Here is a 24,006-nt window from a genome sequence, read left to right as displayed (position 1 = left end):
CTTGGGTTGCTGCTAGTCGATTCAGTTGGCTGTCTTGGTCGCTGCCGACGCGGTCTGCGACGCCGCGCTTTTCGACGTTTGCCCGTCGATGGCCAGGTTTGTATCCGCGGCGTCAAAACCTCCGCCCAGCGCCTTGATGAGACCAAGTTGCAGGTCACGGCGCTTCATGCGCAGATTCGTCACGGTCTGCTCGTTTGCCAGCCGGTTTTGATCGGCGGTGAGCACTTGCAATTGCTGCGATAAACCCGCTTTGTAGCGAATCACGGCGAGCTGATACGCGTGCGTCGAGGCATCGAGGGCGCGCGCGGCATCGCTTGCTTGCTGATCCACCGAACGGATCGACGCGATCTGCGTGGCGACGTCATTCAGCGCGTTGATCAGGGTCTGGTTGTAGTTGGCTACGTCCAGGTCAAAGTCCGCGTAACGGCCTTTCAACTGCGAGCGCAATGCGCCGGCATCGAAGATCGGCAGGTGTATGGCTGGCCCCGCGTTGAACTGGCGGCTGGTGAAATTGAGAAAGCGGCCCCACCCGAACGCATCAAAACCCGCCGCCGCTGACAGATTGATGTCAGGGAAAAACTCGGCCTTCGCTTCCTTGATGTCCGACGTTGCCGCTTCCACCTGCCAGCGAGCCGCGACAATATCCGGGCGGCGCGAAATCAGATCGGCGGGCACGTTGTCCGGCAGCGTGACCTCGATCTTCGTATTGAGCACCGGCGTGGCGATCTTCAAGCCACGATCCGGACCCTGGCCGAGCAATGCGCCCAACTGATAGCGCGTGGTCGTGATCTGGCCGTCGAGTTCGGACAGGTTCGTCTGGCTCGTTGCGATATTGCCTTCGGCGGTGCGGCTTTCCACGTTTGTATCTAGGCCCGCCAGCACGCGGCCGTTCGTGATCCGTCCGATGTCCGTCCGGTTCGCGATCTCGCGCTGCGCAACCTCGCGCAGCGCGTAGAGCAGGGCGAGCTGGTTATAGGTCTGCGCAACGGAGGCGGCCAGCGTCACGCGCGCCTGCTGCATGTCGGCCTCGGCGGCCTTCTGCTGCGAAACCGCCTGATCCAGCCGTGCGCGATTCTTGCCCCACAGGTCAAGGTCCCACGACGCGCTCACGAGCGCATTGTTTTCGCTATACCACGAGCCGCCGTACGGAGGCGGGTAGAGCGCGTTGCCGGAGTACAGCTCGCGCGACCAGGAGTACGAGCCGTTCACCTTCGGATAAAGGCTGGAGCGCGAGGACTCAATATAGGACGACGCTTTCGCAATGCGCGCTTGTGCTTGCGCAATCGACGGATTGCCGGCCAACGCTTCATCGATCAATTGAGGCAATTGCGGATCGCCGAACTGCTTCGCCCAGTCGAGCGATGGCCACTGACCGCCTTGCGACGGCAGGCTTTGCGCGGCTTGCAGCGCGTCGCTTTGCGGCTGGGCGATTTGTTTGTCGCTTTTAATGCCGGCGTAGTTCGCACAACCTGCAAGGGCGAACGCTGCCACGGCGGCAGCCAGTGCGCTGCGCGCAGCGACGGGCGCGGACGCGGACGAATAAAAGAGTTTCATCGCTCGGCTCTTTGATAGGGAGTGTAAAGATGGACGCTGCAACTAATTTCTTTCATTTTTATTACGATACCGGCCGGCGACGGGAAAGTGCCGTCATTGTGCGGGCATCATTCAGCGGCGCGCGACGGATCATCAATAGGAGGATTTAGTAGCGGATTTTTCTTGCATGCCGAGCAGCGCCGCAGACACGGGGTCACCCGAATTCAACAGGATTCGACGCAGCATGCTTTTCAGGAAGCCTACTTCCTCTGGCGTAAATCCGCAGAGCAGCTTGTCGAGAACGTTCGTAAAAATTGCCGGAATCTGTCCGGCAAGCGCGCGCCCTTCTTCGGTCAGCGCCAGCCGGACGACCCGCCGGTCTTCCTCGCTGCGCAAGCGTGTAATGAGTCCGCGCTTCTCCAGACGGTCGATCAGGCGGGTCACGGCGCTCGCGTCGATCCCGTATTCGCGCGCCAGATCGGCGGCCGCGAGGCTCCGGCCGCTTGCCAGCATGAACATGATGCTGGCTTGCGTGCTGGTGATGCCGAGATCGGCCATGGTGTGTTGCGTGACGTTATTCCACAAAGTCGAGCGAACGCGGCTAAGCAGATAACCCACGCTTTCGCTGAGTTCATAATTCGCAATTTCGGGAACCGGCTGGGGGGTGTCGCTCATGGATTCTCGTGCGCTTGCAATAATTGACTATGCAAGATTATAGAATCAGATAGTTGACCCGGCAAGTACCTCGGCATGCATGTTAAGAATCTTCTTAATTTGATGCCCTTGCCACGGGTGTTGTTATTTTGAGATTCGCGCGACGCCCGCTGAGGCCTGACGGTAGGCGTTGACGCCGGTTTTCGGTTGTCTTGAAATAGGAAACCGGTTCCGGGTTATGTCCTATTGCACGATGGGGAGGAAGAGGACACGCCGGCGTGTTACACTCTCGGGTTCCCATCGCGCCGAGTGCGGGGGGCGTGGAGGTTTCTTTCTGAGTTGACTTTTTAAGTCGACTTTTTGAGTTGGCCCCGCGGCCTGCTGCTTGCACCCACCCACGGCGCTCAACTGTATGTACAAGCTCCTCAGCCTCCTATGACTCGCGCCCTCCGCAATATCGCCATCATCGCCCACGTCGACCACGGCAAGACTACGCTCGTCGACCAATTGCTCCGCCAGACGGCCACGTTCCGAGAGAACCAGCAAGTCGTCGAACGCGTGATGGACTCGAACGACATCGAAAAGGAACGTGGCATCACGATCCTTTCGAAGAACTGCGCGGTCGAGTATGAAGGCACGCACATCAACATCGTCGACACCCCGGGACACGCCGACTTCGGCGGTGAAGTGGAGCGTGTGCTGTCCATGGTTGACTCCGTGTTGCTGCTGGTGGACGCCGTTGAAGGCCCCATGCCGCAAACGCGCTTCGTGACGAAGAAGGCGCTGGCGCTCGGACTCAAGCCTATCGTGGTGATCAACAAGGTTGACCGGCCGGGTGCGCGGATCGACTGGGTGATCAACCAGACGTTCGACCTGTTCGACAAACTGGGTGCGACCGAAGAACAACTCGATTTCCCGATCGTCTACGCGTCGGGCCTGAACGGTTATGCCGGCCTGAACCCGGACGTGCGCGAAGGCGACATGCGTCCGCTGTTCGACGCCGTGCTGGAACACGTTCCGGTTCGCCCGGCTGATCCGGAAGCGCCGTTGCAGCTCCAGATCACGTCGCTCGACTTTTCGTCGTACGTCGGCCGTATCGGCATTGGCCGGATCACGCGCGGCCGCATCAAGCCGGGCATGGCCGTCGCCGTGCGTTCGGGTCCTGACGGCGCGATCCTGAACCGCAAGATCAATCAGGTTCTGTCGTTCAAGGGCCTGGAGCGCGTGCAGGTCGAAGAGGCGGAAGCCGGCGACATCGTGCTGATCAACGGTATCGAGGAAATTGGTATCGGCGTGACCATTTGCGCCGTTGACACCCCGGAAGCGCTGCCCATGATCACCGTGGATGAACCCACGCTGACCATGAACTTCCTGGTGAATTCGTCGCCGCTGGCTGGCCGTGAAGGCAAGTTCGTCACAAGCCGCCAGATCCGCGACCGCCTGTTCAAGGAACTGAACCACAACGTGGCGTTGCGCGTGAATGAAACCGGCGACGAAACCACGTTCGAAGTCATGGGCCGCGGCGAACTGCACCTGACCATTCTTGTAGAAAACATGCGTCGTGAAGGCTACGAACTCGCCGTGTCGCGTCCGCGCGTGGTGATGACGGAAGTCGACGGCGTGAAGCACGAGCCGTACGAAAACCTGACTGTCGACATGGAAGATGCAAACCAGGGCGGCGTGATGGAAGAGCTGGGCCGCCGCAAGGGCGAAATGCTCGACATGGCGTCGGACGGCCGCGGCCGTACGCGTCTTGAGTATCGTATTTCGGCACGTGGCCTGATCGGCTTCCAGTCGGAATTCCTGACGCTCACGCGCGGCACGGGCCTGATGAGCCACACGTTTGATTCGTATCAGCCGGTGAGGGAAGGCGGAGTGGGCGAACGTCGTAACGGCGTGCTGATTTCGCAGGATGATGGCGCGGCTGTCGCGTACGCATTGTGGAAGCTGCAGGATCGCGGCCGCATGTTCGTGTCGCCGGGTGACGCATTGTACGAAGGCATGATTATCGGCATTCATAGCCGCGACAACGATCTGGTCGTGAACCCGATCAAGGGCAAGCAGTTGACCAACGTGCGTTCGTCGGGAACGGACGAAGCGGTGCGCCTCGTGCCGCCCATCCAGATGTCGCTGGAATACGCGGTTGAGTTTATCGACGACGACGAACTGGTCGAAGTTACGCCGCAATCCATTCGTCTGCGTAAGCGTTACCTGAAGGAACACGAACGTCGCAGCGCCAGCCGTAAGGGCGCAGTGGACTAAATTCACGCGAGTTTGCGTGTGGGAAAAGCCGCCTTCGGGCGGCTTTTTTATTGCGTCAGCGTCACACAAATGCCTAGCGTTTACTGCGTCCCTTATTCGCGAAAGGTCCTCGAAAGCCCGCTGGATAAGCATTCCGGGTGCGGCTATCGGCGCGTCGACGTATTGATCTGTGCTATGCTAGAGAAAGTATTGCCAGTTTTAGGTCCTTCCAAGCAGACTTGATTCGCGCAATCCGCTAAACGGTCAGGCCGTGTTGCGGAAGGTTGAGTAACCCGCTATTTCTCGAGAAACTCGAAGAAAGGTGAGCGTAAAAATGATGAAGAATTCCCAGCTGAACTCCTATTTGTTCGGCGGTAATGCCCCGTACGTCGAAGAACAGTACGAGGCATATCTCGATAATCCCGCGTCAGTGCCCGAGACCTGGCGTACCTATTTCGATGCGTTGCAGAACGTGCCTGCATCGGATGGGACGAATCACAATGACGTGGCCCACGGCCCTATCGTCGAATCGTTCGCGCAACGCGCGAGATCGAACGGCTTCGTGCCGCGCGAAAGCAGTGGTGATCTGGCGACCGCGCGCAAGCAGGTCTACGTCCAGTCGCTGATTGGCGCCTACCGTTTCCTCGGCTCCCAATGGGCCAACCTCGATCCGCTGAAGCGCCGCGAGCGCCCGGCCATTCCTGAGCTCGAACCCGCGTTCTACGACTTCACCGAAGCCGACATGGATCAGATGTTCCATGCGCAGAACCTGTATTTCGGTTTTGAACAGGCGTCGCTGCGCGAGATCGTGAAGGCATTGCGTGACACGTACTGCGGCACGATCGGCGCCGAGTTCATGTACATCAGCGATCCGGAACAGAAGCGCTGGTGGAAAGAGAAGCTCGAATCGATCCGTTCCACCCCGAATTTCTCCCCGGACAAGAAAAAGCACATTCTTCAGCGCCTGACGGCGTCCGAAGGGCTTGAGCGTTTTCTGCACACGAAGTACGTCGGCCAGAAGCGTTTCTCGCTGGAAGGCGGCGAAAGTTTCATCGCGTCGATGGACGAAGTCGTCCGCCACGCGGGCGCTGCCGGCGTGCAGGAAATCATTATCGGCATGGCTCACCGCGGACGTTTGAACGTGCTGGTGAACACGCTGGGCAAGATGCCGGCTGACCTGTTCGCAGAATTCGAAGGCAAGCACGTCGATGACCTGCCGGCCGGTGACGTGAAGTATCACAAGGGTTTCTCGTCGGACGTTTCAACCGATGGCGGCCCGGTGCACTTGTCGCTCGCGTTCAACCCGTCGCACCTTGAAATCGTGAACCCGGTGGTCGAAGGCTCGGCGAAGGCACGGATGGATCGTCGCGGCGACATCGACGGCCTGCAAGTGCTGCCGGTCCAGATTCACGGCGACGCGGCGTTTGCCGGTCAGGGCGTGGTGATGGAGACGCTGAACCTCGCGCAAACGCGCGGCTACGGCACGCACGGCACGCTGCATATCGTCATCAACAACCAGATCGGCTTTACGACGTCCGACCCGCGCGATGCGCGTTCGACGCTGTATTGCTCGGACGTGGCGAAGATGATCGAAGCGCCGGTGCTGCACGTGAACGGCGACGATCCTGAAGCGGTCGTGTTGTGCACGCAGCTGGCTATCGATTACCGCATGCAGTTCCACAAGGACGTGGTTGTCGACATCATCTGTTTCCGCAAGTTGGGTCACAACGAGCAGGACACGCCGGCTGTTACGCAGCCGCTGATGTACAAGACGATTGCGAAGCACCCGGGTACGCGTGCGTTGTACGCTGAAAAGCTCGTGCAGCAGGGCGTGATCACGGCTGAAGACGCCGATGGTTACGTGAAGGCGTATCGCCAGGCAATGGACGACGGTCACCACACGGTTGATCCGGTGCTCTCGAACTACAAGAGCAAGTACGCGGTGGACTGGGTGCCGTTCCTGAACCGCAAGTGGACCGACGCGGCTGATACGGCCGTGCCGCTCGCAGAATTGAAGCGCCTCGCGGACCGTATCACCACGGTGCCCGATAACTTCAAGGTGCATCCGCTGGTCGAGCGCGTGATCAACGACCGTCGCGCGATGGGCCGTGGCGATGCAAAGCTCGACTGGGGCATGGGCGAGCATCTCGCTTACGCGTCGCTGGTGGCATCGGGCTACGCCGTGCGTCTGACGGGCCAGGACTCAGGCCGTGGCACGTTCACGCACCGTCACGCTGTGCTGCACGATCAGAACCGCGAACGCTGGAACGACGGTACGTACATTCCGTTGCAGAACATTGCCGAAGGTCAGGCGAAGTTCACCGTGATCGACTCGGTGTTGTCCGAAGAAGCGGTGCTCGGTTTCGAGTACGGTTATTCGACCGCGGAACCGAACACGCTCGTCGCATGGGAAGCGCAATTCGGTGACTTCGTGAACGGCGCGCAAGTCGTGATCGACCAGTTCATCTCGTCGGGCGAAGTGAAGTGGGGCCGTGTTTCAGGTCTCACCATGCTGCTGCCGCACGGTTATGAAGGTCAGGGTCCGGAGCACTCGTCGGCACGTATCGAACGGTTCCTGCAGCTTTGCGCGGATCACAACATGCAAGTGGTCCAGCCGACCACGCCGGCGCAGATTTTCCATCTGTTGCGCCGTCAGATGATCCGCTTGTTCAGGAAGCCGCTGATCGTCGCTACGCCGAAGTCGCTGCTCCGTCACAAGGAAGCGGTGTCGGATCTGTCGGAACTGGCGAAGGGCTCGTTCCAGCCGATCATCGGCGAAGTGGATGACACGATCGAGCCGAAGAAGGTCAAGCGTGTGATCGTGTGCTCAGGTCGCGTGTATTACGACCTGGTGGCGCATCGTCGCGAAGCGAAGGCGAACGACGTCGCGATCATCCGTATCGAGCAGTTGTATCCGTTCGCCCACAAGCAGTTCGACGCGGAAATCAAGAAATACGAACACGCGACCGAAGTGGTCTGGGCACAGGACGAGCCGCAGAACCAGGGCGCCTGGTTCTACGTCGAGCATCATCTGCGTGAAGGCATGCGTGATGGACAGAAGCTGGCTTACAGCGGCCGTCCGGCATCGGCATCCCCGGCAGTCGGTTACTACGCGAAGCACTACGAGCAGCTGAAGGCGCTGATCGAAGGCGCGTTTGGCCGGCTGAAGGGCGCGCAGACGATCTCGAAATAAACGGCTGTGACCGGGGAGCGCGGCTTTTGGCGGCTCCCCGGTTTTTCATGCGCTGTCCTGTGATTCGAGTTTCGATTTTGAACGTGGAATGCAGACGCAGCGCTCGCGACCGGTCATACCCGTTAGACGCGCGCTGCATTGACACGCTCTGGTCACCCAGGAATTGACGGCGTCGAACTCTCCAAGAATTGACGTTGTACCCAGATACATTCAGGAAAAAACATAATGTCTATCGTAGAAGTCAAGGTTCCCCAGCTCTCTGAGTCCGTGTCGGAAGGCACTTTGCTGACGTGGAAGAAAAAGCCGGGCGAAGCAGTTGCTATCGACGAAATTCTCGTCGAAGTCGAAACGGATAAGGTCGTGCTGGAAGTGCCGGCACCGGCTGCAGGCGTGCTGGGGCAAGTGATCAAGCATGACGGCGATATCGTGACGGCCGAAGAATTGATCGCGACGATCGATACGGAAGCGAAAGCGGGCGCAGCACCGGTTGCCGCCGCAGCAGGCGCTGCTGAAGTGCAGCCGGCACCGGCCGCTCAGCCGCAACAGGAAGCCGCACCGGCAACGGCTGCTGCTTCGAACACCTCCGCATCTCCCTCTGCCGCCAAGATCCTGGCTGAGAAGAATGTCTCAAGTGACCAGGTTTCGGGTTCAGGCCGCGATGGCCGTATTACCAAGGGTGACGCACTGGCTGCCACGCAAGGCGCGCCGGTGGTGTCCGCTTCGGTTTCCGCGCCTGCTGCAAAGGCAGCGCCGGCCAAGGCCGCACGTCCGTCCCTGCCGGATGTAAAGGCGCCGGGTGCGGATCAATGGCTGAAGGATCGTCCGGAACAACGCGTGCCGATGTCCCGTCTGCGCGCACGTATCGCCGAGCGTCTGCTCGAGTCGCAGCAGACCAACGCCATCCTGACCACGTTCAACGAAGTGAACATGGCGCCGGTAATGGACCTGCGCAACAAGTACAAGGACAAGTTCGAAAAGGAACATGGCGTGAAGCTCGGCTTCATGTCGTTCTTCGTGAAGGCTGCCGTCCATGCACTGAAGAAGTACCCGCTGGTGAATGCGTCGATCGACGGTAACGACATCGTTTATCACGGTTACTTCGACATCGGTATTGCTGTTGGTTCGCCGCGAGGTCTCGTGGTGCCGATCGTTCGCAATGCGGATCAATTGAGCCTGGCTGATATCGAGAAGAAGATTGCTGAATACGGCGTGAAAGCGCGTGACGGCAAGCTGTCGATCGAAGAAATGACCGGTGGTACGTTCTCGATCTCGAACGGTGGTGTGTTCGGTTCCATGTTGTCCACGCCGATTATCAACCCGCCGCAGTCGGCCATCCTGGGCGTGCACGCAACGAAGGAACGCGCGGTGGTCGAGAACGGCCAGATCGTGATTCGTCCGATGAACTACCTGGCGCTGTCTTACGACCACCGGATCATCGACGGCCGCGAAGCCGTGTTGTCGCTGGTCGCGATGAAGGATGCGCTGGAAGATCCGGCTCGCTTGCTGCTGGACCTGTAAGTCCTTGCGTAAGCCCTTGTGTTAGCCCTTTAAATCAGGCAGTAAAACCTTATTTGGGACTCATGGCGCGTTCGGTAGACCCGGGCGCGTCGTGTATCCAACAAGAGAAGGATAGTCATGTCCAAAGAATTTGACGTCGTCGTGATTGGTGCAGGCCCTGGCGGTTACATCGCGGCGATTCGTGCGGCGCAACTCGGCAAGTCGGTTGCGTGTATTGAAGGCTGGAAGAACCCGGCCGGCAATCTGAAGCTCGGCGGCACGTGTCTTAACGTGGGCTGCATTCCGTCGAAGGCGTTGCTGGCTTCGTCGGAAGAATTTGAAAACGTTTTGCATCACCTCGGCGACCACGGTATCAATGTGGGCGACGTGAAGCTCGACCTCTCGAAGATGCTTGCCCGCAAGGAAGGCATTGTCGAGAAGATGACCAAGGGGATCGAGTTCCTGTTCCGCAAGAACAAGATCACGTGGCTGAAGGGTCATGGCAAGTTCACCGGCAAGACGGACGCCGGCGTGCAGATCGAAGTGAGCGGCGAAGCAGAAACCGAAACCGTGACGGCGAAGAACGTGATCATCGCGACGGGATCGAAAGCGCGTCATCTGCCGGGCATTACGGTCGACAACAAGATTGTCGCGGACAACGAAGGCGCGTTGTCGTTTGATGCCGTGCCGAAGAAGCTCGCCGTGATCGGTGCTGGCGTGATCGGTCTGGAACTGGGTTCGGTGTGGCGTCGTTTGGGTGCGGACGTAACCGTGCTCGAAGCGTTGCCCGCGTTCCTCGGTGCGTGCGATGACTCGTTGGCGAAGGAAGCCGCGAAGCAATTCAAGAAGCAAGGTCTCGACATTCACCTCGGCGTGAAGATCGGCGAAGTGAAGACGACGGATTCGAGCGTTTCAGTGGCCTACACGGACAAGGACGGCAACGCGCAGACGCTGGACGCTGACCGCCTGATCGTGTCGATCGGCCGCGTGCCGAACACGGACAACCTCGGTCTGGAAGCGATCGGCCTGAAGACGGACGAACGCGGTTTTGTTCCCGTCGATGACCACTGCGCGACCAGCGCGCCGAACGTGTACGCAATCGGCGACGTGGTGCGTGGCCCGATGCTCGCGCACAAGGCGGAAGACGAAGGCGTGCTGGTGGCCGAGATTATCGATGGTCAGAAGCCGCATATCGACTACAACTGCATTCCGTGGGTGATCTACACCGAACCGGAAATTGCGTGGGTTGGCAAGACGGAACAGCAACTCAAGGCCGAAGGCCGCGAGATCAAGACCGGCCAGTTCCCGATGATGGCGAACGGCCGCGCGCTGGGTATCGGCAAGGCTGACGGGTTCGTGAAGATGATCGCCGATGCAAAGACCGACGAACTGCTTGGTTGCCACATCATTGCAGCGAACGCGTCGGACCTGATCGCTGAAGCCGTGGTGGCGATGGAGTTCAAGGCGGCATCGGAAGATATTGGCCGGATCTGCCATCCGCACCCGTCGTTGTCCGAAGTGATGCGCGAAGCCGCGCTCGCCGTCGACAAACGCGCGCTCAATATGTAATTGCGGCATCGGTTGAGCAGCAGGACGAAGGCGGGCGGGAGTTTTCCCGCTCGCCTTTGTTTTGTCCACGGCCTTCAGGCTTGTCAGGTCATATTCAAGGCACCCACTTCCTCGCACCATGAACGTCAACGAATACTACGAACACGAACTGCAGACGCGGGGTTATCAGTCGGACGCGGCGCAACTGGCGGCGGTCGAACGCTTGCAACGTTGCTACGACGAGTGGGTCGCGTACAAGGCGCGCCGCTCGAACGCGTTCAAGAAGCTGATCTCGCATCCGGAGTTGCCGCGTGGCGTCTACATGTGGGGCGGCGTGGGGCGCGGCAAGAGCTTCCTGATGGACAGCTTCTTCGCGGTCGTGCCGGTGCAGCGCAAGACACGCCTGCATTTCCACGAATTCATGCGCGAGGTGCATCGGGAGCTGGAAGAGTTGAAGGGCACGTCCGATCCGCTCGATGAACTCGCGCGACGCGTGGCGAAGCGTTACCGGCTGATTTGCTTCGACGAGTTTCATATCTCGGATATTGCCGACGCCATGATTCTTTACCGGCTGCTTGACCGCTTGTTCGGCGCCGGCGTGCAGTTCGTGATGACGTCGAATTACGACCCTGACTTGTTGTATCCCGATGGTTTGCATCGTGACCGGTTGCTGCCTGCTATTGAGCTGATCAAGTCGAAGCTGGACGTGATCAATGTCGACGCCGGCACGGATTATCGTAAGCGTACTTTGTCGCAAGTGACTGCTTATCACACGCCGCTAGGCGCCGCCGCCGACAAAGCGCTGCGCGCCGACTTCGCGAAGCTTGCCGCGGTGCCGGACGAAAGCCCGATCCTGCGGATCGAGAAACGCGAACTCAAGGCGCTGCGCAAAGCCGATGGCGTGGTCTGGTTCGACTTCGCCACGCTCTGCGGCGGCCCGCGTTCACAGAACGATTACCTCGAACTGGCGAGCCGTTTCCATGCGGTGATTCTCTCCGACGTTCCAAAGATGTCGCCGCGCAATGCGTCGGAGGCGCGGCGTTTTACGTGGCTGATCGACGTGTTCTATGACCACAAGGTGAAATTGCTGATGTCGGCGGCGGTGCCTGCGGAAGAACTGTACGTGGAAGGTCCGATGGCCAACGAATTCACGCGCACGGTGTCGCGGATCACCGAGATGCAGTCGAAGGAATATCTGGAGTCGGAGCGTCGGCTGGTGGACACGTCGCTGACCTGACGCAGCGTTGGCCAAACGGGCGAATTGACAATGCGAGACTCATAATTTCGCCGAGAGCTTACTGCTGTAAGGCTCTGAACGGTATTTCAAGATTCGGACATGTCTTATTCCGGCGTCTCCGGCAGATCGGTATCTTCTAATCACTTACTTGTGATTGGAGAGAACCATGAAGCCTTACCGCGATATGTCCGACGAAGAATGGCAAATGGTCGCGCCTTTGTTGCCAGAGTTGCGACCCCGTTCCGAGTTGCGCGGACGACCGCTCGCCAACACCCGTGCCGTGCTCAACGGCGTGCTCTGGGTGATGTACAGCGGTGCTTCGTGGTCAACGTTGCCGCGCAAATATCCGTCGTATCAGACGTGTCACCGCCGCTTCAAGGCGTGGCACGACTCCGGTGTGCTTGGGCGGGTGATGCAGCAGTTGTTCGGCGTGGCGAGTGAAGGTTTGTATTCGTTGATGACCTCGCGCATGCGAGTGCCAACCGAGTTGCCAGAGAGGTTGGGCGGCCATGCGGTTGCGGCGGATACCACCCGGCCTGCCGAGATGCATGGCGACGCACGGCCAGTGCTTATGCCGCTCGTGCCGCTTACCCCGGCCGAAGCGGTTGAATACCCACGAGGCGGTGTGCGTCACGCGGCTTGATGTACGGCTTGATACGCGTGTGAAGATCGCTCGTGCATAAAAAACCCGTCTGGAGACTTAGAGCCTCCAGACGGGTTTTTTTGTACGCAACGCATTCGGATGCTGCGGTTTTATTGCTGTCGGATCCAGGTTTGCGAACGTCCGAGCAGCGACACGCCAATATATCCGCGGACCACGAGTTTCTGTCCGCCATCGTCCAGGTGCATCTTGCATTTGTACAGCTTGCCGTTCTCGGGATCGAGGATCTGGCCGCCGTCCCACGTGTCGCCATCGGGTTTCATGCCATTGATGATAGTCATGCCTTTCATCAACTGGTCCTTGCGTGAATCGGTGCAGGCCGTGCAACGGCGGGTCGGATCGTTGCTGCTGCCGAGCCCGGTGAGGATCTTGCCGGTGAATGTACCGTCGCCGTCCTGGATAATTTGCACCAGCGCCTTGGGCTGACCGGTGTTGTCGTCGATGGTTTGCCAGAGTCCCGTAGGCGACGCAGTTTGCGCCATGCTTGTTGCGGACGCGGCGAGTAGTGCACCGGCAAGCAGGATGCGTCCGACATGCCGATGCACGCGTTGGGTAAGTCTCGTCATGCTTCCTCCTTGAGGTAAAACGTCTCTTGATCTGTTGACCATGTTGTCATTATTGCCGGCTGCGCAGGCGCCGCGTGCCGGACAGAATACGACAAAGCATGGGGAGCGTTTTGTACAAACCCTCTAGTCGGGCAGCTGCTTCGCTGCGGTCTGTCCCCTGTCAATTGAATTGGTAGGAAAAGGTCGCGTTTACGCGCGGGCTCCGCGATCCGTTGCCTTCCACCGGGGCATCGCCCACCGGTTTCGCCAGCGATAAATCCAGGCTGTAGTACTTGGCATCGGAGATCCGAAAGCCTATGCCTATCGATGCCAGGTGGCTCGGTTTCGAACCGGCAGCGTGGAGATAGGTGTGGGCGGTATCGACGGAAACGTAGGGTGTGAAGGTCTTCATGAACGCCAGTCCGATCGCAAAGGGCCGGTTGATTTCCGCCGATGCGGCCCAGCCCGAATCGCCCGATACTTCTCCCGGCTCATAACCAAGCGCGAAGCGCTGCCCGCCAAACGCGATCTGCTCGGAGGTCGGCAGGGAGTCCGCGCTGTACTGCCCGGTTGCTGCAATCGAGGTGCCAATCTTGAACGGCCATTCATTGGTCTGTGAAACCGTAGCACCCGTGCGCACGAACGTAAGTGACGCGGGGTTGGTTGTGATAACCCCGGGAATGTTGGTGTCCGCCGACTTCGACGCCCCAAGCACATCGAATGCTTTCGCCACGTTGAGGCTTGCGCGCCTGACGGTTCCCGTATCCACGCCGGTGTAGTCGAGTTGCAATGTAGTCACACGCACTTGCGAACGCTGACCAAGTTGTGCGCCCGTGATGGTGTTCTTGTAGCGGTCCTCGTCGTGCGACGCGTATGCGCCCACCGTGCCGATCAGGCTGCGCGTGTTGCTCAGCACGAACGGATACGACGCTGACAAGCCCGCTTTGTCGTTGACGACGGTGCGCTCGACGTAGGAGGGCAGGCCAGGGTTATCGACGGGATGTCCGTAGTAGTGCGATGCATCGGCTTTGAGGGTGAAGCCGTCGGTACCTATCGGCAATGAGCCGTTGACGTCGAAATAGGTTTGATCGTCGCGGCCCTTCGGCAGGAGTGCGGAGACTCCCAGCGTCTCGCCTTGGCCAAGGAGGCCATTCTCCGTCGCGGTGACAATGCCCTGCACACCAGGATGATTCATATCGATACCGGTCGCGATAGTGAACGGCTTGCGCTCGACATCGAGATCGAGCGTGGTCGCGCCGTCGGTGGTCTGCGGCGGCGCGACAGTTGCCGCGATCTTCACGCCGGGGGTGAGGCCAAGCACATTGACGTAACGTTCGAAGGTGGATTGCCGCAATGGCCGGTCGGCGCGAATCCGGTCAGCGATCGCGCGAATGCGTTTTTCAGCGGTGCCGGGGTCGCCCTTGATCTTGATATCGGCTACGTAACCTTCCACCACCGTGATGCGCACCACGCCGTTTTCGAAGGTCTGCGCGGGCACGAAGGCGAAGGAGAGCGCGTAACCCCGTTCCTTGTAAAGCGCGGTCACGCCGTTCGCCGTCTCCATCAGTTCGCCGATGGTGACGTCCTTGCCCACCAGTGGATTGAAGCGTTGCGCGACTTCATCGAAGGGAATGGCTTTTACGCCTTCCACCTCGATCTTTTTCGGCGTCAGGTGACGCGCAAGCAGTTCCTGGATCTGCGGGGTTTGCGGCTGGACATCGACGGTAACGGCCGGTGGTTTTTGCGGCGCGTTCACTTGCGGCAACGCGTCCAGTGGATTGCCCGCCAGCGCCGGCCGCGCAACCTGTCCGCTGGTCTGCGCCTGGGCGGCATGCGCCGCCACCGCCGCAAGCAGCAGCGTCCATTTCCATTCCTTGATATTCACGGTACGGCCCTCGTTGGCTTTTTTCGTGCGAACTGCGGAGGAGGCCGGATCGACACGACCCGTGGTCCTGCTGCGTTCGTCATCGTTTGATGCTGGGTGTTGCTTCTACTGCATATCTTTGTATTACGGCTCTTTGCGGTCGTAACCTTTGGCCTTGTTCATTCCTGTCTCAATCTATTCTTGTTCATGCCTATGTGTCGTAGGTATTTTCATCGGTTGTCCTTGTGATATTTTCTTGTCCGGATTTTGTCTCGGGTCGTTGTATAGGCGCAGAAACATCCGGCCGGATGCGAAACCGGCGCCGAGGGCGGCGCCGGGGAACACGTGGTTTACCAGACACTGAAAGGGATCATTGAGGGGTTCGGTACCCGACCCTCCTCGTCGCGAGGACGTAACGAAAGGATGTTTCAAACCGTGAACCCGAACCTGGGGCGGTCCGGGTCACGGACCCGGTCGCCTCGAGTTATCGCTCCAGGCGAAAAGCCTCGAGGCTCATGCGTTGCGGCAGCGTCTGTATCACTTGTTATGCGCACCGAGCAGGCCGCCCAGCAGCGAGGTCACGCTGCCCAGCGGGTTGCCCGGCGAGCTGCTGCCAGCGCCACTGCCTGTGGTGCTCGAGAGGCCTACCCCAACGCCTACGCCGGTAGTGGTCGTCGTTGCACCGGTCGACGGCGATTTCGTCGTCGTGGTCCCCGCGCCTACGCCTGCACCTATGCCCGCTCCGGTGATCGACGCGAGCAGCCCGCCAACCGGGTTCGCTGCGCCCGTACCCGCGCCCGTGCCCGATGCCGCGCCGGTCAAGGCACCCGTCAAGCCGCCGACAAGGCCGGTGACCGATGCCAGCGGATTGGCCGCCGATCCCGCCGAGCCACCTGATGCCGCGTTGGTCAGCGCACCCGTGAGGCCGCCCACCACGCCAGCCACGGGCGTCACTACGCCGGTGGCTACCGTGCCCACCGTGTTCGTCAAGCCGCCGAGCAAGCCTGCGACCGGAGCGAGCGGGCCTGCGCCGGGTGTCGAGCCCGCGCCGCCAATCGTGCCGGTCAAGCTGCTGACCAGGCCTGCAACAGGCGCCAGCGGACCGGCTGAGCCCGGCGCCGCGCCAAGGCTGGCGACCGTGCTGGTCAAGCCGCCGACCAGACCCGTGACCGGAGCCAAGGGGCCGCCTGCGCCGCCCGCGCCGCCGATGCCCGTCAATCCTCCCGTCAAGCCGCTGACGAGACCCGTGATCGGGGCGAGGGGGCCGCCTGTGCCACTCGCTCCGCCTAAACCGCCTGTCAGGCCGGAGAGAATGCCGCTGATCGGCGATAACGGATTCGTGCCCGGAGTGCCGTTCACAAGGCCGCCGGCCGATGCAAGCGTGGTTCCTGTCGCGGACACTACGCCGCCCAGACCGGTCGAGATGGGGTTGTTACCCGTCGATGCCACCGTGTGCCCCGCCGAGTCCAGTACGCCGCCGAGCGTCGCGAGCAGGTTATTGATCGGCGCGCCGAGACCGGTGGCCGAGCCGACGGTCTGTGTCAGCGAGCCGGCCAACGCCGTGATCGGTGTGATTGCCGTGCTGACCTGCTGCGTGATCTGGCTGACTGCGCCAGTCGAAAGCGTCGTGCCGAGCGCGCCGCCGGTTTGTGTAACTGCATCGCCGAGCGTGCTTACCACGTTGCCCAACGGCGTTGTCACGGGTGCGAGCGGGGAGAGCGCGCCGCTGCCGACGCTTGTTACGAGATCGCCAGCGCTGCTGACAGCAGCACCTGCCTGCTGAACGACGTTACCGGTGCTGGCGAGCGTCGTGCCCACCGGGTTGGCACTCGAACCGATCTGGCCGAGGCCTTGCGAGACGCCGTTGCCCAGGGCATCGACGGCATCGCCGAGATGCGAGACGACACCGCCTGCCGCCTGTGTCGTGGCGGGGCTGACGCCAGGAATGTTTGCGTTGCCGACGACCGTGCCTACGCCCGTCACTGCATTGCCCACTGCAGATACAACGTTGCCCGCTGAGCCAGCTAAGGCTGCAACCGGGGTCGTGACCGGCGTGCTGCCGCCTGTTCCTCCACCGGTTCCTCCACCGGTTCCTCCACCGGTTCCTCCACCCGTACCGCCGGCTGTTCCTCCACCCGTTCCACCGCCGCCGATGACCGTTCCACCGCCCGATCCGGTACCGCCGCCGCCCGTGCCGGCGCCTCCGCCACCCGCGCCCGACCCGCCGCCATTGGCGCCCCCGCCAGCGACCGTTCCGTCTCCAGTTCCTGTTCCACCTGAACCGGCGCCGCCGCCCGAGCCCGTTCCGCCACCTCCAGTCGTACCGCCGCCGCCGGTTGTCGGTATGCCGCCGGTTCCAGCGCTGCCTAATTGCTTGCTGGTTGAACCTGAACCGCCGCAGGCGCCAAGGGTCAGCATGGTCGCGACTGCTGCGGTGAGGAGGGTGACGCGCAATGCGCCGCTTTGGATTTGGATGGTCTTCATAACGCCCTCGGATGGTATTTAGTTTTTTGCTTTTTGAACTGCCATCGTCTTATTGCAGGACCCGTGCCATTTGTATCAAGGAGGACAAAGGGTTGGCGCGCACAACGGGTTAACCAGACGGTATAAGGCCTGGCATGGCTTTGCCGGTAGTCGGGAGTTCTGGGGAAAATGAAGCGATGCCGCGCTGAGGCATCACGTAACGTAACGTGCGGTGAAGGTCGTTACGTCTCAAGCCGTAACGCGCGTTACGCGTTCTGCAACACACTCGACGTTTAATGCGCACGTGGTCATGCACGATCACACGGCTTGTCTCCCGCGTGCAATGGCAGGCAGTCATTTAGCGGTAGTGCGAACGATTGCCAATATGGAGCCGTCACTGAGCCGTCACCGAGCCGTCATTTAGTCAACCGAATAATGCGTTTGAACTAGAGAGTACACGCTGGATAAAAAAACATAAAGTTAATGAGAGGTCTTCCGTTAACTAGAGGGTTAGCTGTCGGATCGTTTGGCTAATTACACAAAAAATGACAGGTAGCGGTAAGTGTTTGACTACAAAGCCTTGTCGCGGCACAAACCTTACCGATCAAGGGTAACAACCGATGAAATTATTGCTTGGCACCCGTTGATTTCGAGATAACGTTCGGCTATAAATCGTTTCAAGGATGCATCATTTAACATCCTGACTGATGGAGGCACCATCGACTACAAATCTGGAACCTGAGAGAAGCGGCAAATAAATCGCGCGCAACGACGCGCATCCAAGGCAAGCGGAGCTACGCCCGCGGGGAAGAGAGAACCCGCGGGCGGCGACCCAGAAAAATGCCGGATCATTTGTCACATGGCCATTAAAAATATCCGAGGAAAGCATCATGTCTAATTTGATCAAGCACTTCGTCAAAGACGAACGCGGCGTCACCGCTATTGAATACGCGCTTATTGCAGGGCTTATTGCGGCTGCACTCGCGGTGTCGATAGGTGACGTTGTCACTAAACTGCAGACCGTGTTCACGAATATCGTGACCGCGCTTTAGCGGAACGGGCTTCGCGCCGCCGGGCATCAGGCGTCACATTCTTCTCGCTAGCAATTAACTGTCTATGCCGGATTATTCGCCGGTATGGCTGGATCACTGCGTGTTGTTGCATTAGTTGCATTAATGCGCCCACACGCAGGGCATCTGCTGCGCGCAGGCGTCACGTCGAGCTTTTCCAATCGGCTGCTTTAAATAGCGGCTGGCGGGATTAGTTTGCCTGGTCGAAGCGAGTCCACATCATGATTAACGCCGCGTTATTCATTAGCTGGGCGCTCGCGGTCGTTTTATTCGATTGCCGGTTGCGCCGCATACCCAACTGGCTCGTTATTGCGGGACTGGCTGTAGCTTGTGTGCTTGCCGCAAGCGGCCATTCACCCTTTCACATCGATGTATCCGATGCTGCGCTAGGTCTCCTGGCCGGGCTCCTTGCGCTCTTGCCGTTCTACCTGATTGGCCTGATGGGCGCCGCCGACGTCAAGGTGTTCGCCACGCTCGGCGCATGGTGCGGCTTTCACGCGTTACCTGCGCTGTGGATCGTGGCCAGTATTGCCGCTGGTGTTCACGCGCTGTATTTGCTTGCGTCGGCGGTGATCGAGGGGAGGCGCCAGAGCGCTGAAAGTTCGTTGGAGTCCTCACCAAATACTGATGGTTACGTGAGCCGCCCTCGCGATGTCACCGGCGTTGAACGATCATCCCCGTACACCTTCATGGTCGGAGGCCGCCGCGCAACACCGTACGCCGCGTTGCTCGCCGTGTCCGCAATAGGAAGCCTGACGCTGCAAGTCTTTGAGGCTGCCCGATGACCCTACTCAACTCCGCGCGGCCCGTCTCGCCCGCCTGCCGGCGTGATCACGCACATTCCCTCGCACATGCCAAGCCGCTCGACGCTCGACGCCGCGCGCAGCGCGGAACCATGGCGGTGGAATTCGCCATCGTGTTTCCGCTTTTCTTCCTCGTGTTCTACGCGATCGTCACCTACAGCATGGTCTTCGTCGCGCAGCAGTCGCTCACGCTGGCTGCGTCGGAGGGGGCACGGGCGGCGCTGCGTTACCAGCCCGGTGCAACCAGCGCAGCCAGCGCGCTCGCGCTGCGCGCGAGCGCGGCTTGCGCCACGGCGACGGGTCTGGTGAACTGGCTAGCGGGCAGCGCTCCCTGCACCGCGACGTATGCAGGATGCACCTTCGACGCCACGATGCAATGCGTGAACGTCGCCCTCAACTACAACTACGCAAGCCGGCCGCTGGTGCCTCCACTGCCTTTGATCGGGCTGCCGGTGCCAGCAAGTCTCACTGCAAGTGCGATGGTGCAACTGAACCCGGAGAACCTGTTTTAAGCGTTGCTCACGTTTGAAACGACCAAGACGATCATGGCTAACATTACCCGCATCCTTGCTGTTTCCCTGATCGTGCTCGCCGCGTTGCTTGGCATTTTCGCGTGGTCGCTCTCTCGTCGTCCTCCGGCGCCGGTACCGCAAATCGTGCAGGGTCAGGCCAGTTTCCCGGTGGTCGTCGCCACGCGCGACCTCTCCGCCGGCAAGCCGATCGACGCCGATGCCCTGACGCTGCGGATGGCGCCGTCGCGCGGAGCCGGCGAGTTCGCCGATGCTACCGGTCTTGTCGGGCGCGTGCCGCTCGTCGCGATTGCGGCCAATACGCCGCTCTCCGAGGCCAACCTCACCACCGGACTCGCCGATGCCATCGCGCCCGGCGAACGGGCCATCGCGGTGCGGGTCGACGAGGGCAATGCGGTGGGCAACCGGGTGCGGCCTGGCAATTTCGTCGATGTGTTTTTCATGCTCAAGCGCGATATGTCCGCCGGCCCGGGCACGGATGCGGAAGTGGAGGCAACGCAAGCACGGCTGTTGTTGTCGAGGGTCCGTGTGCTCAGTTTCGGCGATGAGACCCTTCCCGGCACGTCGGACGCAGCCGACACCGCGGCTAACGCGGCCAATGCCCCGCGCGGTGCGGGGGCGCGTACGGCGGTGCTGGCCGTGCGCACTGCGGATATCGACGCACTCACGCTCGCTGAAGGCGCGGGGCGCCTGGTACTGGCGCTGCGCAATCCCGTCGATACAGACACAGCCGAACCGATTGCCATGGCGCCACTTCTTGCATCGATAAGGATATCGAATGATAGTGCGTCGCGGGCAGCCGCTGGTCTGTCGCTTCAGGCGCTGGCGGGTACGCATGGTGAGCGGTCGGCGCGCATGCCAGTCATCGCCCCGTTACCTGCCATGCCCTCCATGCCTGCGGCGCGTGCGCCGCGTGTCCAGGCGGTGTCGAATGATCTTGAGTTGATTCGCGGCGCGCATAGGGAAAAAGTGGCGTACTGAAAATGATCGCCGTGCCGTAAACAAATATAGAAGGGTGTGCAGAAGGACAAGTAGCAGCCAGCATAAAGGAAGTTCGGGGCCATGCCGCCGTATGGCGACAACGCAGTACGCAGTCGATATATAAAAAATCATGAAAGCCAAGGGTTTCTATCGAGGACGCAGCGTCTCTGACGCACGTCGGTTATTGCTCGCCGCGCTGCTATGCACGTGTGCGGCGGCGACGCTCGCTGGCGCGAAAACTGTCGGGCCCGCAGCAGGCGCGACCGACTCCGCGTCGTCGCGGGTTATCGACGTCGTGGTCGGCGCGCAGAAGCAGATCGCGATGGGACGCACGTTGCAGCGCGTAGCCGTGGGAGACCCCGCGGTCGCGGACGTGCTTTGGCTCAAGAGCAGCGGTGGCGCAAACGGCGGTTTATTGCTGGTTGGAAAAAGCGCGGGACGCACCGAGATGATGATCTGGGAGCGCGGCCAGAGCGCGCCGCAGACCTACACGATCAACGTCACTACACTGGCCGCCCATGAGTTGCTCGGCAGCGATACACCCGCGGTGAACGTGCTTGGCAGCACCGCGGTGGTCACGGGGTCTGCCGCGAGCATGGAATCGCATCAGCGCGCATTGACTGTAGCGAGGTCGGTTGCGAGAACCGCAGGTTCATCCGAATCGTCATCGGGCGCATCCGGCAAGGGTCCGGGAGGGCAAAGCGGGAATTCACCGGACTCCTCTGCAACCGGGGACGGCAGGGGAGCCAGTACGAAGGACGGCGATGTCCTCGATGTCTCCACCGTAGCGACAAGTCCTGTCGTGCAGGTCGACGTGAAGGTGGTCGAGTTCAGCAAGGCCGTGCTGAAGGAAGCGGGTTTCAATCTCTTCAAACAGAACAACGCGTTTGCATTCGGCACCTTCTCGCCTTCGTCGCTGACATCATATACGGGCGGCGCGACCCCGAATTTGCAGGTCACATCCACGTCGCCAATCAGCAGCGCGTTCAACTTGATGGTGAACCTCGGTACTCGCGGAATTTTCGCGAATCTCAGCCTGCTCGAATCGAACAATCTGGCGCGCGTGCTGGCTGAGCCGACGCTTGTCGCGTTGTCGGGGCAGAGCGCGAGCTTTCTCGCCGGCGGCGAGATCCCGATACCGGTGCCGCAGTCGCTTGGAACAATCAGCATTGTCTATAAGCCCTACGGCATCGGACTGACGGTCACGCCGACCGTACTCGGGCCGCGGCGGATCGCGCTGAAAGTCGCGCCAGAAGCGAGCCAGCTCGACTTCACGCACGCGCTGACCATCAACGGTATTTCGGTGCCGGCCATCACCACACGGCGCGCGGATACCACAGTGGAACTGGGCGACGGCGAGAGCTTCGTGATCGGTGGCCTGATCGATCGCGAGACGGCATCGAACGTCGACAAGGTGCCGGTGCTCGGAGATTTGCCGATCATCGGCGCGTTCTTCAAGACCTTGCAGTACACGCAGAATGATCGCGAACTGGTGATCATTGTGACACCGCATCTAGTCTCGCCGATAGCCAAGGGTGCTGTGCTTCCCGCGACGCCCGGCGAGCAATCCGAGCAGCGCGACGGCCCCGTGTGGCGCTCGTTCGTGGGTGGGATTGCATCGGGCGACGCGGTGCCGGGGTTCTCGAAATGACGGACGCAAGCGCTGGTGGAGAGGGTGGCAGGCAAGTAGTGAAGGCGCGTGCAAGTCCGTCCGCCACGATAAGGGCGGCGAGGTGTGCTGGCAGCGTTGCCCGCGCCGATGTGGCAGGAGAAAGCGGCGATGAACGCAAGAGTTCTATCTTTGACTGACGTAGAAGCGCGCTCTCCGGGCATCCGGTTCCTGTGCGTCTGCTCGGATGCGGGACGCCGGGCCTGGCTCGCTCGCGCGCTGGGCACGTTGGGCGCGCTCGAGCACGTGCCTTTCGACGCTATTGCGCTGATGCCGAAGATATCGACGCTGGGCGCCACGATGGTGTTCATCGACTTCGCCCGTGCCCCGCTTGAAGCACCCGAAGCCAGCATCGCAAGCGCGACGGCGATGGCAACCGCGGTGCACGATGCATTCCCGGGCTTGGCCATTGTTGCGCTCGGTTCCCTGCAGCAGTCAGCCAGCGCGATTGCTGCATTGCGCGCCGGTGTGCGTGATTTTATCGATGTCGAAGGCGAACCCGACGAAGCACTTCGGATTGCGAAACAACTGATCGAGCAGGCCAGCCAGTCCGCGAAGACGGAACACATTTCCAACCGGCACGGCCAGGTTACGGTGCTGCTTGGTGCGCGCATCGGCATGGGCGTGAGCACGCTGGCGGCGAACCTGGCGGTGAGGTTGCAAAAACGTGGCGCGGCGGCATCGAAGACCTCCGCGCTGCTCGACCTGGGCATCCCCGCCGCAGACAGTTCAGTGCTGCTCGACACACAAAGCGAATTCAATTTCGTCGATGCCGTGCGCAACCTGCGCCGCTTCGACCAGACCTTCGTTCATACGGCCTTCGGACGCCACGCCAGCGGCCTCGCGGTGACCACATTGCCGCCGGATCTAGGGGCGATGCGCGAGGTGTCGTATGCGTCGGCGGTGAATCTGGTGAACCGGCTGCGGACTTTCTTCGATCACCAGATCGTCGATCTTGGTGGTTTTACGAACCTCGAGTTTGTCGCGCAGATGGCGCGCGCCGCGGACAATGTGTGGCTGGTCTGCGATCCGAACGTGGCGTCCGTGGTGTCCGCCATGGAGTTGCTGGAAGGCATGCGTGTCCACGATGCCGACGCACGCTTGCCCAAGGAGCGCGAGGCCGCCGATGCGCCGCAGAAGTTGCATCTGGTCGTGAACAAGTTCGACGCGGCGCTGCAATTTGGCGCAGAGCAAATCGCGGAGCGGCTTGGGCTACCGTTGCTCGCGGTATTGCCTGCCCGCTCGCAGGCGCTTGGACGCGCGGTGAACCAGGGGCGCCTGCTGGCGGATATCGCTGAGCGCGATGCTTATGTACGCGCGTTGGACCCGCTGGTCGCGCGGCTTGGCGGTCACAAGATGGCCGCAGCCGACAGCATCACGCCCACATTCGTGCCGTTGCCAGACGGCATGGACGCCGATGCACTGAAGCAGAATACGGTGGATTTCGCCGGCGCGTCGAGCGGCTCAAAACAGTTCCTCAAGCGGCTCTTTCCCACTTTCACCAAGCGGTCATAGAC

General features: G+C 60.7%; 17 protein-coding genes. 12 read left to right on the top strand and 5 right to left on the bottom strand.

The genetic code is table 11. The annotated features are described in order from the left end of the window. Positions 1-21: 21 nt before the first annotated feature. Together HB376_RS01540 and HB376_RS01535 are read right to left on the bottom strand one after the other, a co-directional pair. Positions 22-1,554 (bottom strand): efflux transporter outer membrane subunit, encoded by a 1,533-nt coding sequence (locus tag HB376_RS01540; protein WP_213761661.1) that lies wholly within the window; start codon positions 1,552-1,554, stop codon positions 22-24. A gap of 132 nt (positions 1,555-1,686) precedes the next feature. After that, entirely contained in the window at positions 1,687-2,208 is a 522-nt protein-coding gene (locus HB376_RS01535; protein ID WP_213761660.1) for a MarR family transcriptional regulator, read from the bottom strand. A 414-nt stretch (positions 2,209-2,622) separates the two neighbouring features. Between HB376_RS01535 and typA the strand changes: the two genes are divergently transcribed. The 6 genes from typA (at position 2,623) to HB376_RS01505 (ending at position 12,546) form a co-directional block, all read left to right on the top strand. Beyond that, complete coding sequence (gene typA / locus HB376_RS01530) at positions 2,623-4,449, top strand: translational GTPase TypA (protein WP_213761659.1); 1,827 nt, start codon at positions 2,623-2,625, stop codon at positions 4,447-4,449. Positions 4,450-4,762: 313 nt separating this feature from the next. Next, a complete protein-coding gene (locus tag HB376_RS01525; protein WP_213761658.1) occupies positions 4,763-7,621 on the top strand; it encodes a 2-oxoglutarate dehydrogenase E1 component in 2,859 nt (952 codons plus the stop codon). A 225-nt stretch (positions 7,622-7,846) separates the two neighbouring features. Continuing rightward, a complete protein-coding gene (odhB, locus tag HB376_RS01520; RefSeq protein WP_213761657.1) occupies positions 7,847-9,139 on the top strand; it encodes a 2-oxoglutarate dehydrogenase complex dihydrolipoyllysine-residue succinyltransferase in 1,293 nt (430 codons plus the stop codon). A 117-nt stretch (positions 9,140-9,256) separates the two neighbouring features. Then, positions 9,257-10,687, top strand: a complete 1,431-nt coding sequence (gene lpdA / locus HB376_RS01515; RefSeq protein ID WP_213761656.1) for a dihydrolipoyl dehydrogenase — start codon at positions 9,257-9,259, stop codon at positions 10,685-10,687. A gap of 118 nt (positions 10,688-10,805) precedes the next feature. Then, positions 10,806-11,903 (top strand): cell division protein ZapE, encoded by a 1,098-nt coding sequence (zapE, locus tag HB376_RS01510; RefSeq protein WP_213761655.1) that lies wholly within the window; start codon positions 10,806-10,808, stop codon positions 11,901-11,903. A gap of 166 nt (positions 11,904-12,069) precedes the next feature. After that, complete coding sequence (locus tag HB376_RS01505; RefSeq protein WP_213761654.1) at positions 12,070-12,546, top strand: transposase; 477 nt, start codon at positions 12,070-12,072, stop codon at positions 12,544-12,546. A 110-nt stretch (positions 12,547-12,656) separates the two neighbouring features. Here the strand turns inward: HB376_RS01505 and HB376_RS01500 are convergent, their stop codons facing one another. From HB376_RS01500 to HB376_RS01490, 3 genes are all read right to left on the bottom strand, one after another. Further along, positions 12,657-13,130, bottom strand: coding sequence for a DUF2147 domain-containing protein (locus HB376_RS01500; RefSeq protein ID WP_213761653.1), 474 nt, complete (start codon positions 13,128-13,130; stop codon positions 12,657-12,659). Positions 13,131-13,290: 160 nt separating this feature from the next. Further along, positions 13,291-14,994 (bottom strand): POTRA domain-containing protein, encoded by a 1,704-nt coding sequence (locus HB376_RS01495; protein ID WP_213761652.1) that lies wholly within the window; start codon positions 14,992-14,994, stop codon positions 13,291-13,293. A 516-nt stretch (positions 14,995-15,510) separates the two neighbouring features. After that, complete coding sequence (locus HB376_RS01490; protein WP_213761651.1) at positions 15,511-17,457, bottom strand: collagen-like triple helix repeat-containing protein; 1,947 nt, start codon at positions 17,455-17,457, stop codon at positions 15,511-15,513. Between the two features lie 869 nt (positions 17,458-18,326). Between HB376_RS01490 and HB376_RS01485 the strand changes: the two genes are divergently transcribed. The 6 genes from HB376_RS01485 (at position 18,327) to HB376_RS01460 (ending at position 24,004) form a co-directional block, all read left to right on the top strand. Then, positions 18,327-18,488 carry a Flp family type IVb pilin gene (locus tag HB376_RS01485; RefSeq protein ID WP_213761650.1) on the top strand — a complete coding sequence of 54 codons (162 nt, stop codon included), beginning with the start codon at positions 18,327-18,329 and terminating at the stop codon, positions 18,486-18,488. 239 nt (positions 18,489-18,727) lie between these two features. After that, positions 18,728-19,291, top strand: a complete 564-nt coding sequence (locus tag HB376_RS01480; RefSeq protein WP_213761649.1) for a prepilin peptidase — start codon at positions 18,728-18,730, stop codon at positions 19,289-19,291. Between the two features lie 110 nt (positions 19,292-19,401). Beyond that, a complete protein-coding gene (locus HB376_RS01475; protein WP_255631128.1) occupies positions 19,402-19,821 on the top strand; it encodes a TadE family protein in 420 nt (139 codons plus the stop codon). Positions 19,822-19,854: 33 nt separating this feature from the next. Continuing rightward, positions 19,855-20,820 (top strand): Flp pilus assembly protein CpaB, encoded by a 966-nt coding sequence (cpaB, locus tag HB376_RS01470; protein ID WP_213761647.1) that lies wholly within the window; start codon positions 19,855-19,857, stop codon positions 20,818-20,820. A 130-nt stretch (positions 20,821-20,950) separates the two neighbouring features. Next, positions 20,951-22,471, top strand: coding sequence for a type II and III secretion system protein family protein (locus tag HB376_RS01465; protein WP_213761646.1), 1,521 nt, complete (start codon positions 20,951-20,953; stop codon positions 22,469-22,471). 129 nt (positions 22,472-22,600) lie between these two features. Next, complete coding sequence (locus HB376_RS01460; RefSeq protein ID WP_213761645.1) at positions 22,601-24,004, top strand: fimbrial protein; 1,404 nt, start codon at positions 22,601-22,603, stop codon at positions 24,002-24,004. The last annotated feature ends 2 nt before the right edge of the window (positions 24,005-24,006 follow it).

Source organism: Caballeronia sp. dw_19 (genome assembly GCF_018449515.1).
Classification (GTDB): Bacteria; Pseudomonadota; Gammaproteobacteria; order Burkholderiales; family Burkholderiaceae; genus Caballeronia.
Note: the sequence above shows the minus strand (reverse complement) of the source record. Positions and strands in the feature narration are given on the sequence as shown.

Bases quoted from the DNA above. Each gene is read 5' to 3' on its own strand.
- HB376_RS01540 (WP_213761661.1), bottom strand. From the start codon at position 1,554: ATGAAACTCTTTTATTCGTCCGCGTCCGCGCCCGTCGCTGCGCGCAGC.
- HB376_RS01535 (WP_213761660.1), bottom strand. From the start codon at position 2,208: ATGAGCGACACCCCCCAGCCGGTTCCCGAAATTGCGAATTATGAACTC.
- typA (WP_213761659.1), top strand. From the start codon at position 2,623: ATGACTCGCGCCCTCCGCAATATCGCCATCATCGCCCACGTCGACCAC.
- HB376_RS01525 (WP_213761658.1), top strand. From the start codon at position 4,763: ATGATGAAGAATTCCCAGCTGAACTCCTATTTGTTCGGCGGTAATGCC.
- odhB (WP_213761657.1), top strand. From the start codon at position 7,847: ATGTCTATCGTAGAAGTCAAGGTTCCCCAGCTCTCTGAGTCCGTGTCG.
- lpdA (WP_213761656.1), top strand. From the start codon at position 9,257: ATGTCCAAAGAATTTGACGTCGTCGTGATTGGTGCAGGCCCTGGCGGT.
- zapE (WP_213761655.1), top strand. From the start codon at position 10,806: ATGAACGTCAACGAATACTACGAACACGAACTGCAGACGCGGGGTTAT.
- HB376_RS01505 (WP_213761654.1), top strand. From the start codon at position 12,070: ATGAAGCCTTACCGCGATATGTCCGACGAAGAATGGCAAATGGTCGCG.
- HB376_RS01500 (WP_213761653.1), bottom strand. From the start codon at position 13,130: ATGACGAGACTTACCCAACGCGTGCATCGGCATGTCGGACGCATCCTG.
- HB376_RS01490 (WP_213761651.1), bottom strand. From the start codon at position 17,457: ATGAAGACCATCCAAATCCAAAGCGGCGCATTGCGCGTCACCCTCCTC.
- HB376_RS01485 (WP_213761650.1), top strand. From the start codon at position 18,327: ATGTCTAATTTGATCAAGCACTTCGTCAAAGACGAACGCGGCGTCACC.
- HB376_RS01480 (WP_213761649.1), top strand. From the start codon at position 18,728: ATGATTAACGCCGCGTTATTCATTAGCTGGGCGCTCGCGGTCGTTTTA.
- HB376_RS01475 (WP_255631128.1), top strand. From the start codon at position 19,402: ATGGCGGTGGAATTCGCCATCGTGTTTCCGCTTTTCTTCCTCGTGTTC.
- cpaB (WP_213761647.1), top strand. From the start codon at position 19,855: ATGGCTAACATTACCCGCATCCTTGCTGTTTCCCTGATCGTGCTCGCC.
- HB376_RS01465 (WP_213761646.1), top strand. From the start codon at position 20,951: ATGAAAGCCAAGGGTTTCTATCGAGGACGCAGCGTCTCTGACGCACGT.
- HB376_RS01460 (WP_213761645.1), top strand. From the start codon at position 22,601: ATGAACGCAAGAGTTCTATCTTTGACTGACGTAGAAGCGCGCTCTCCG.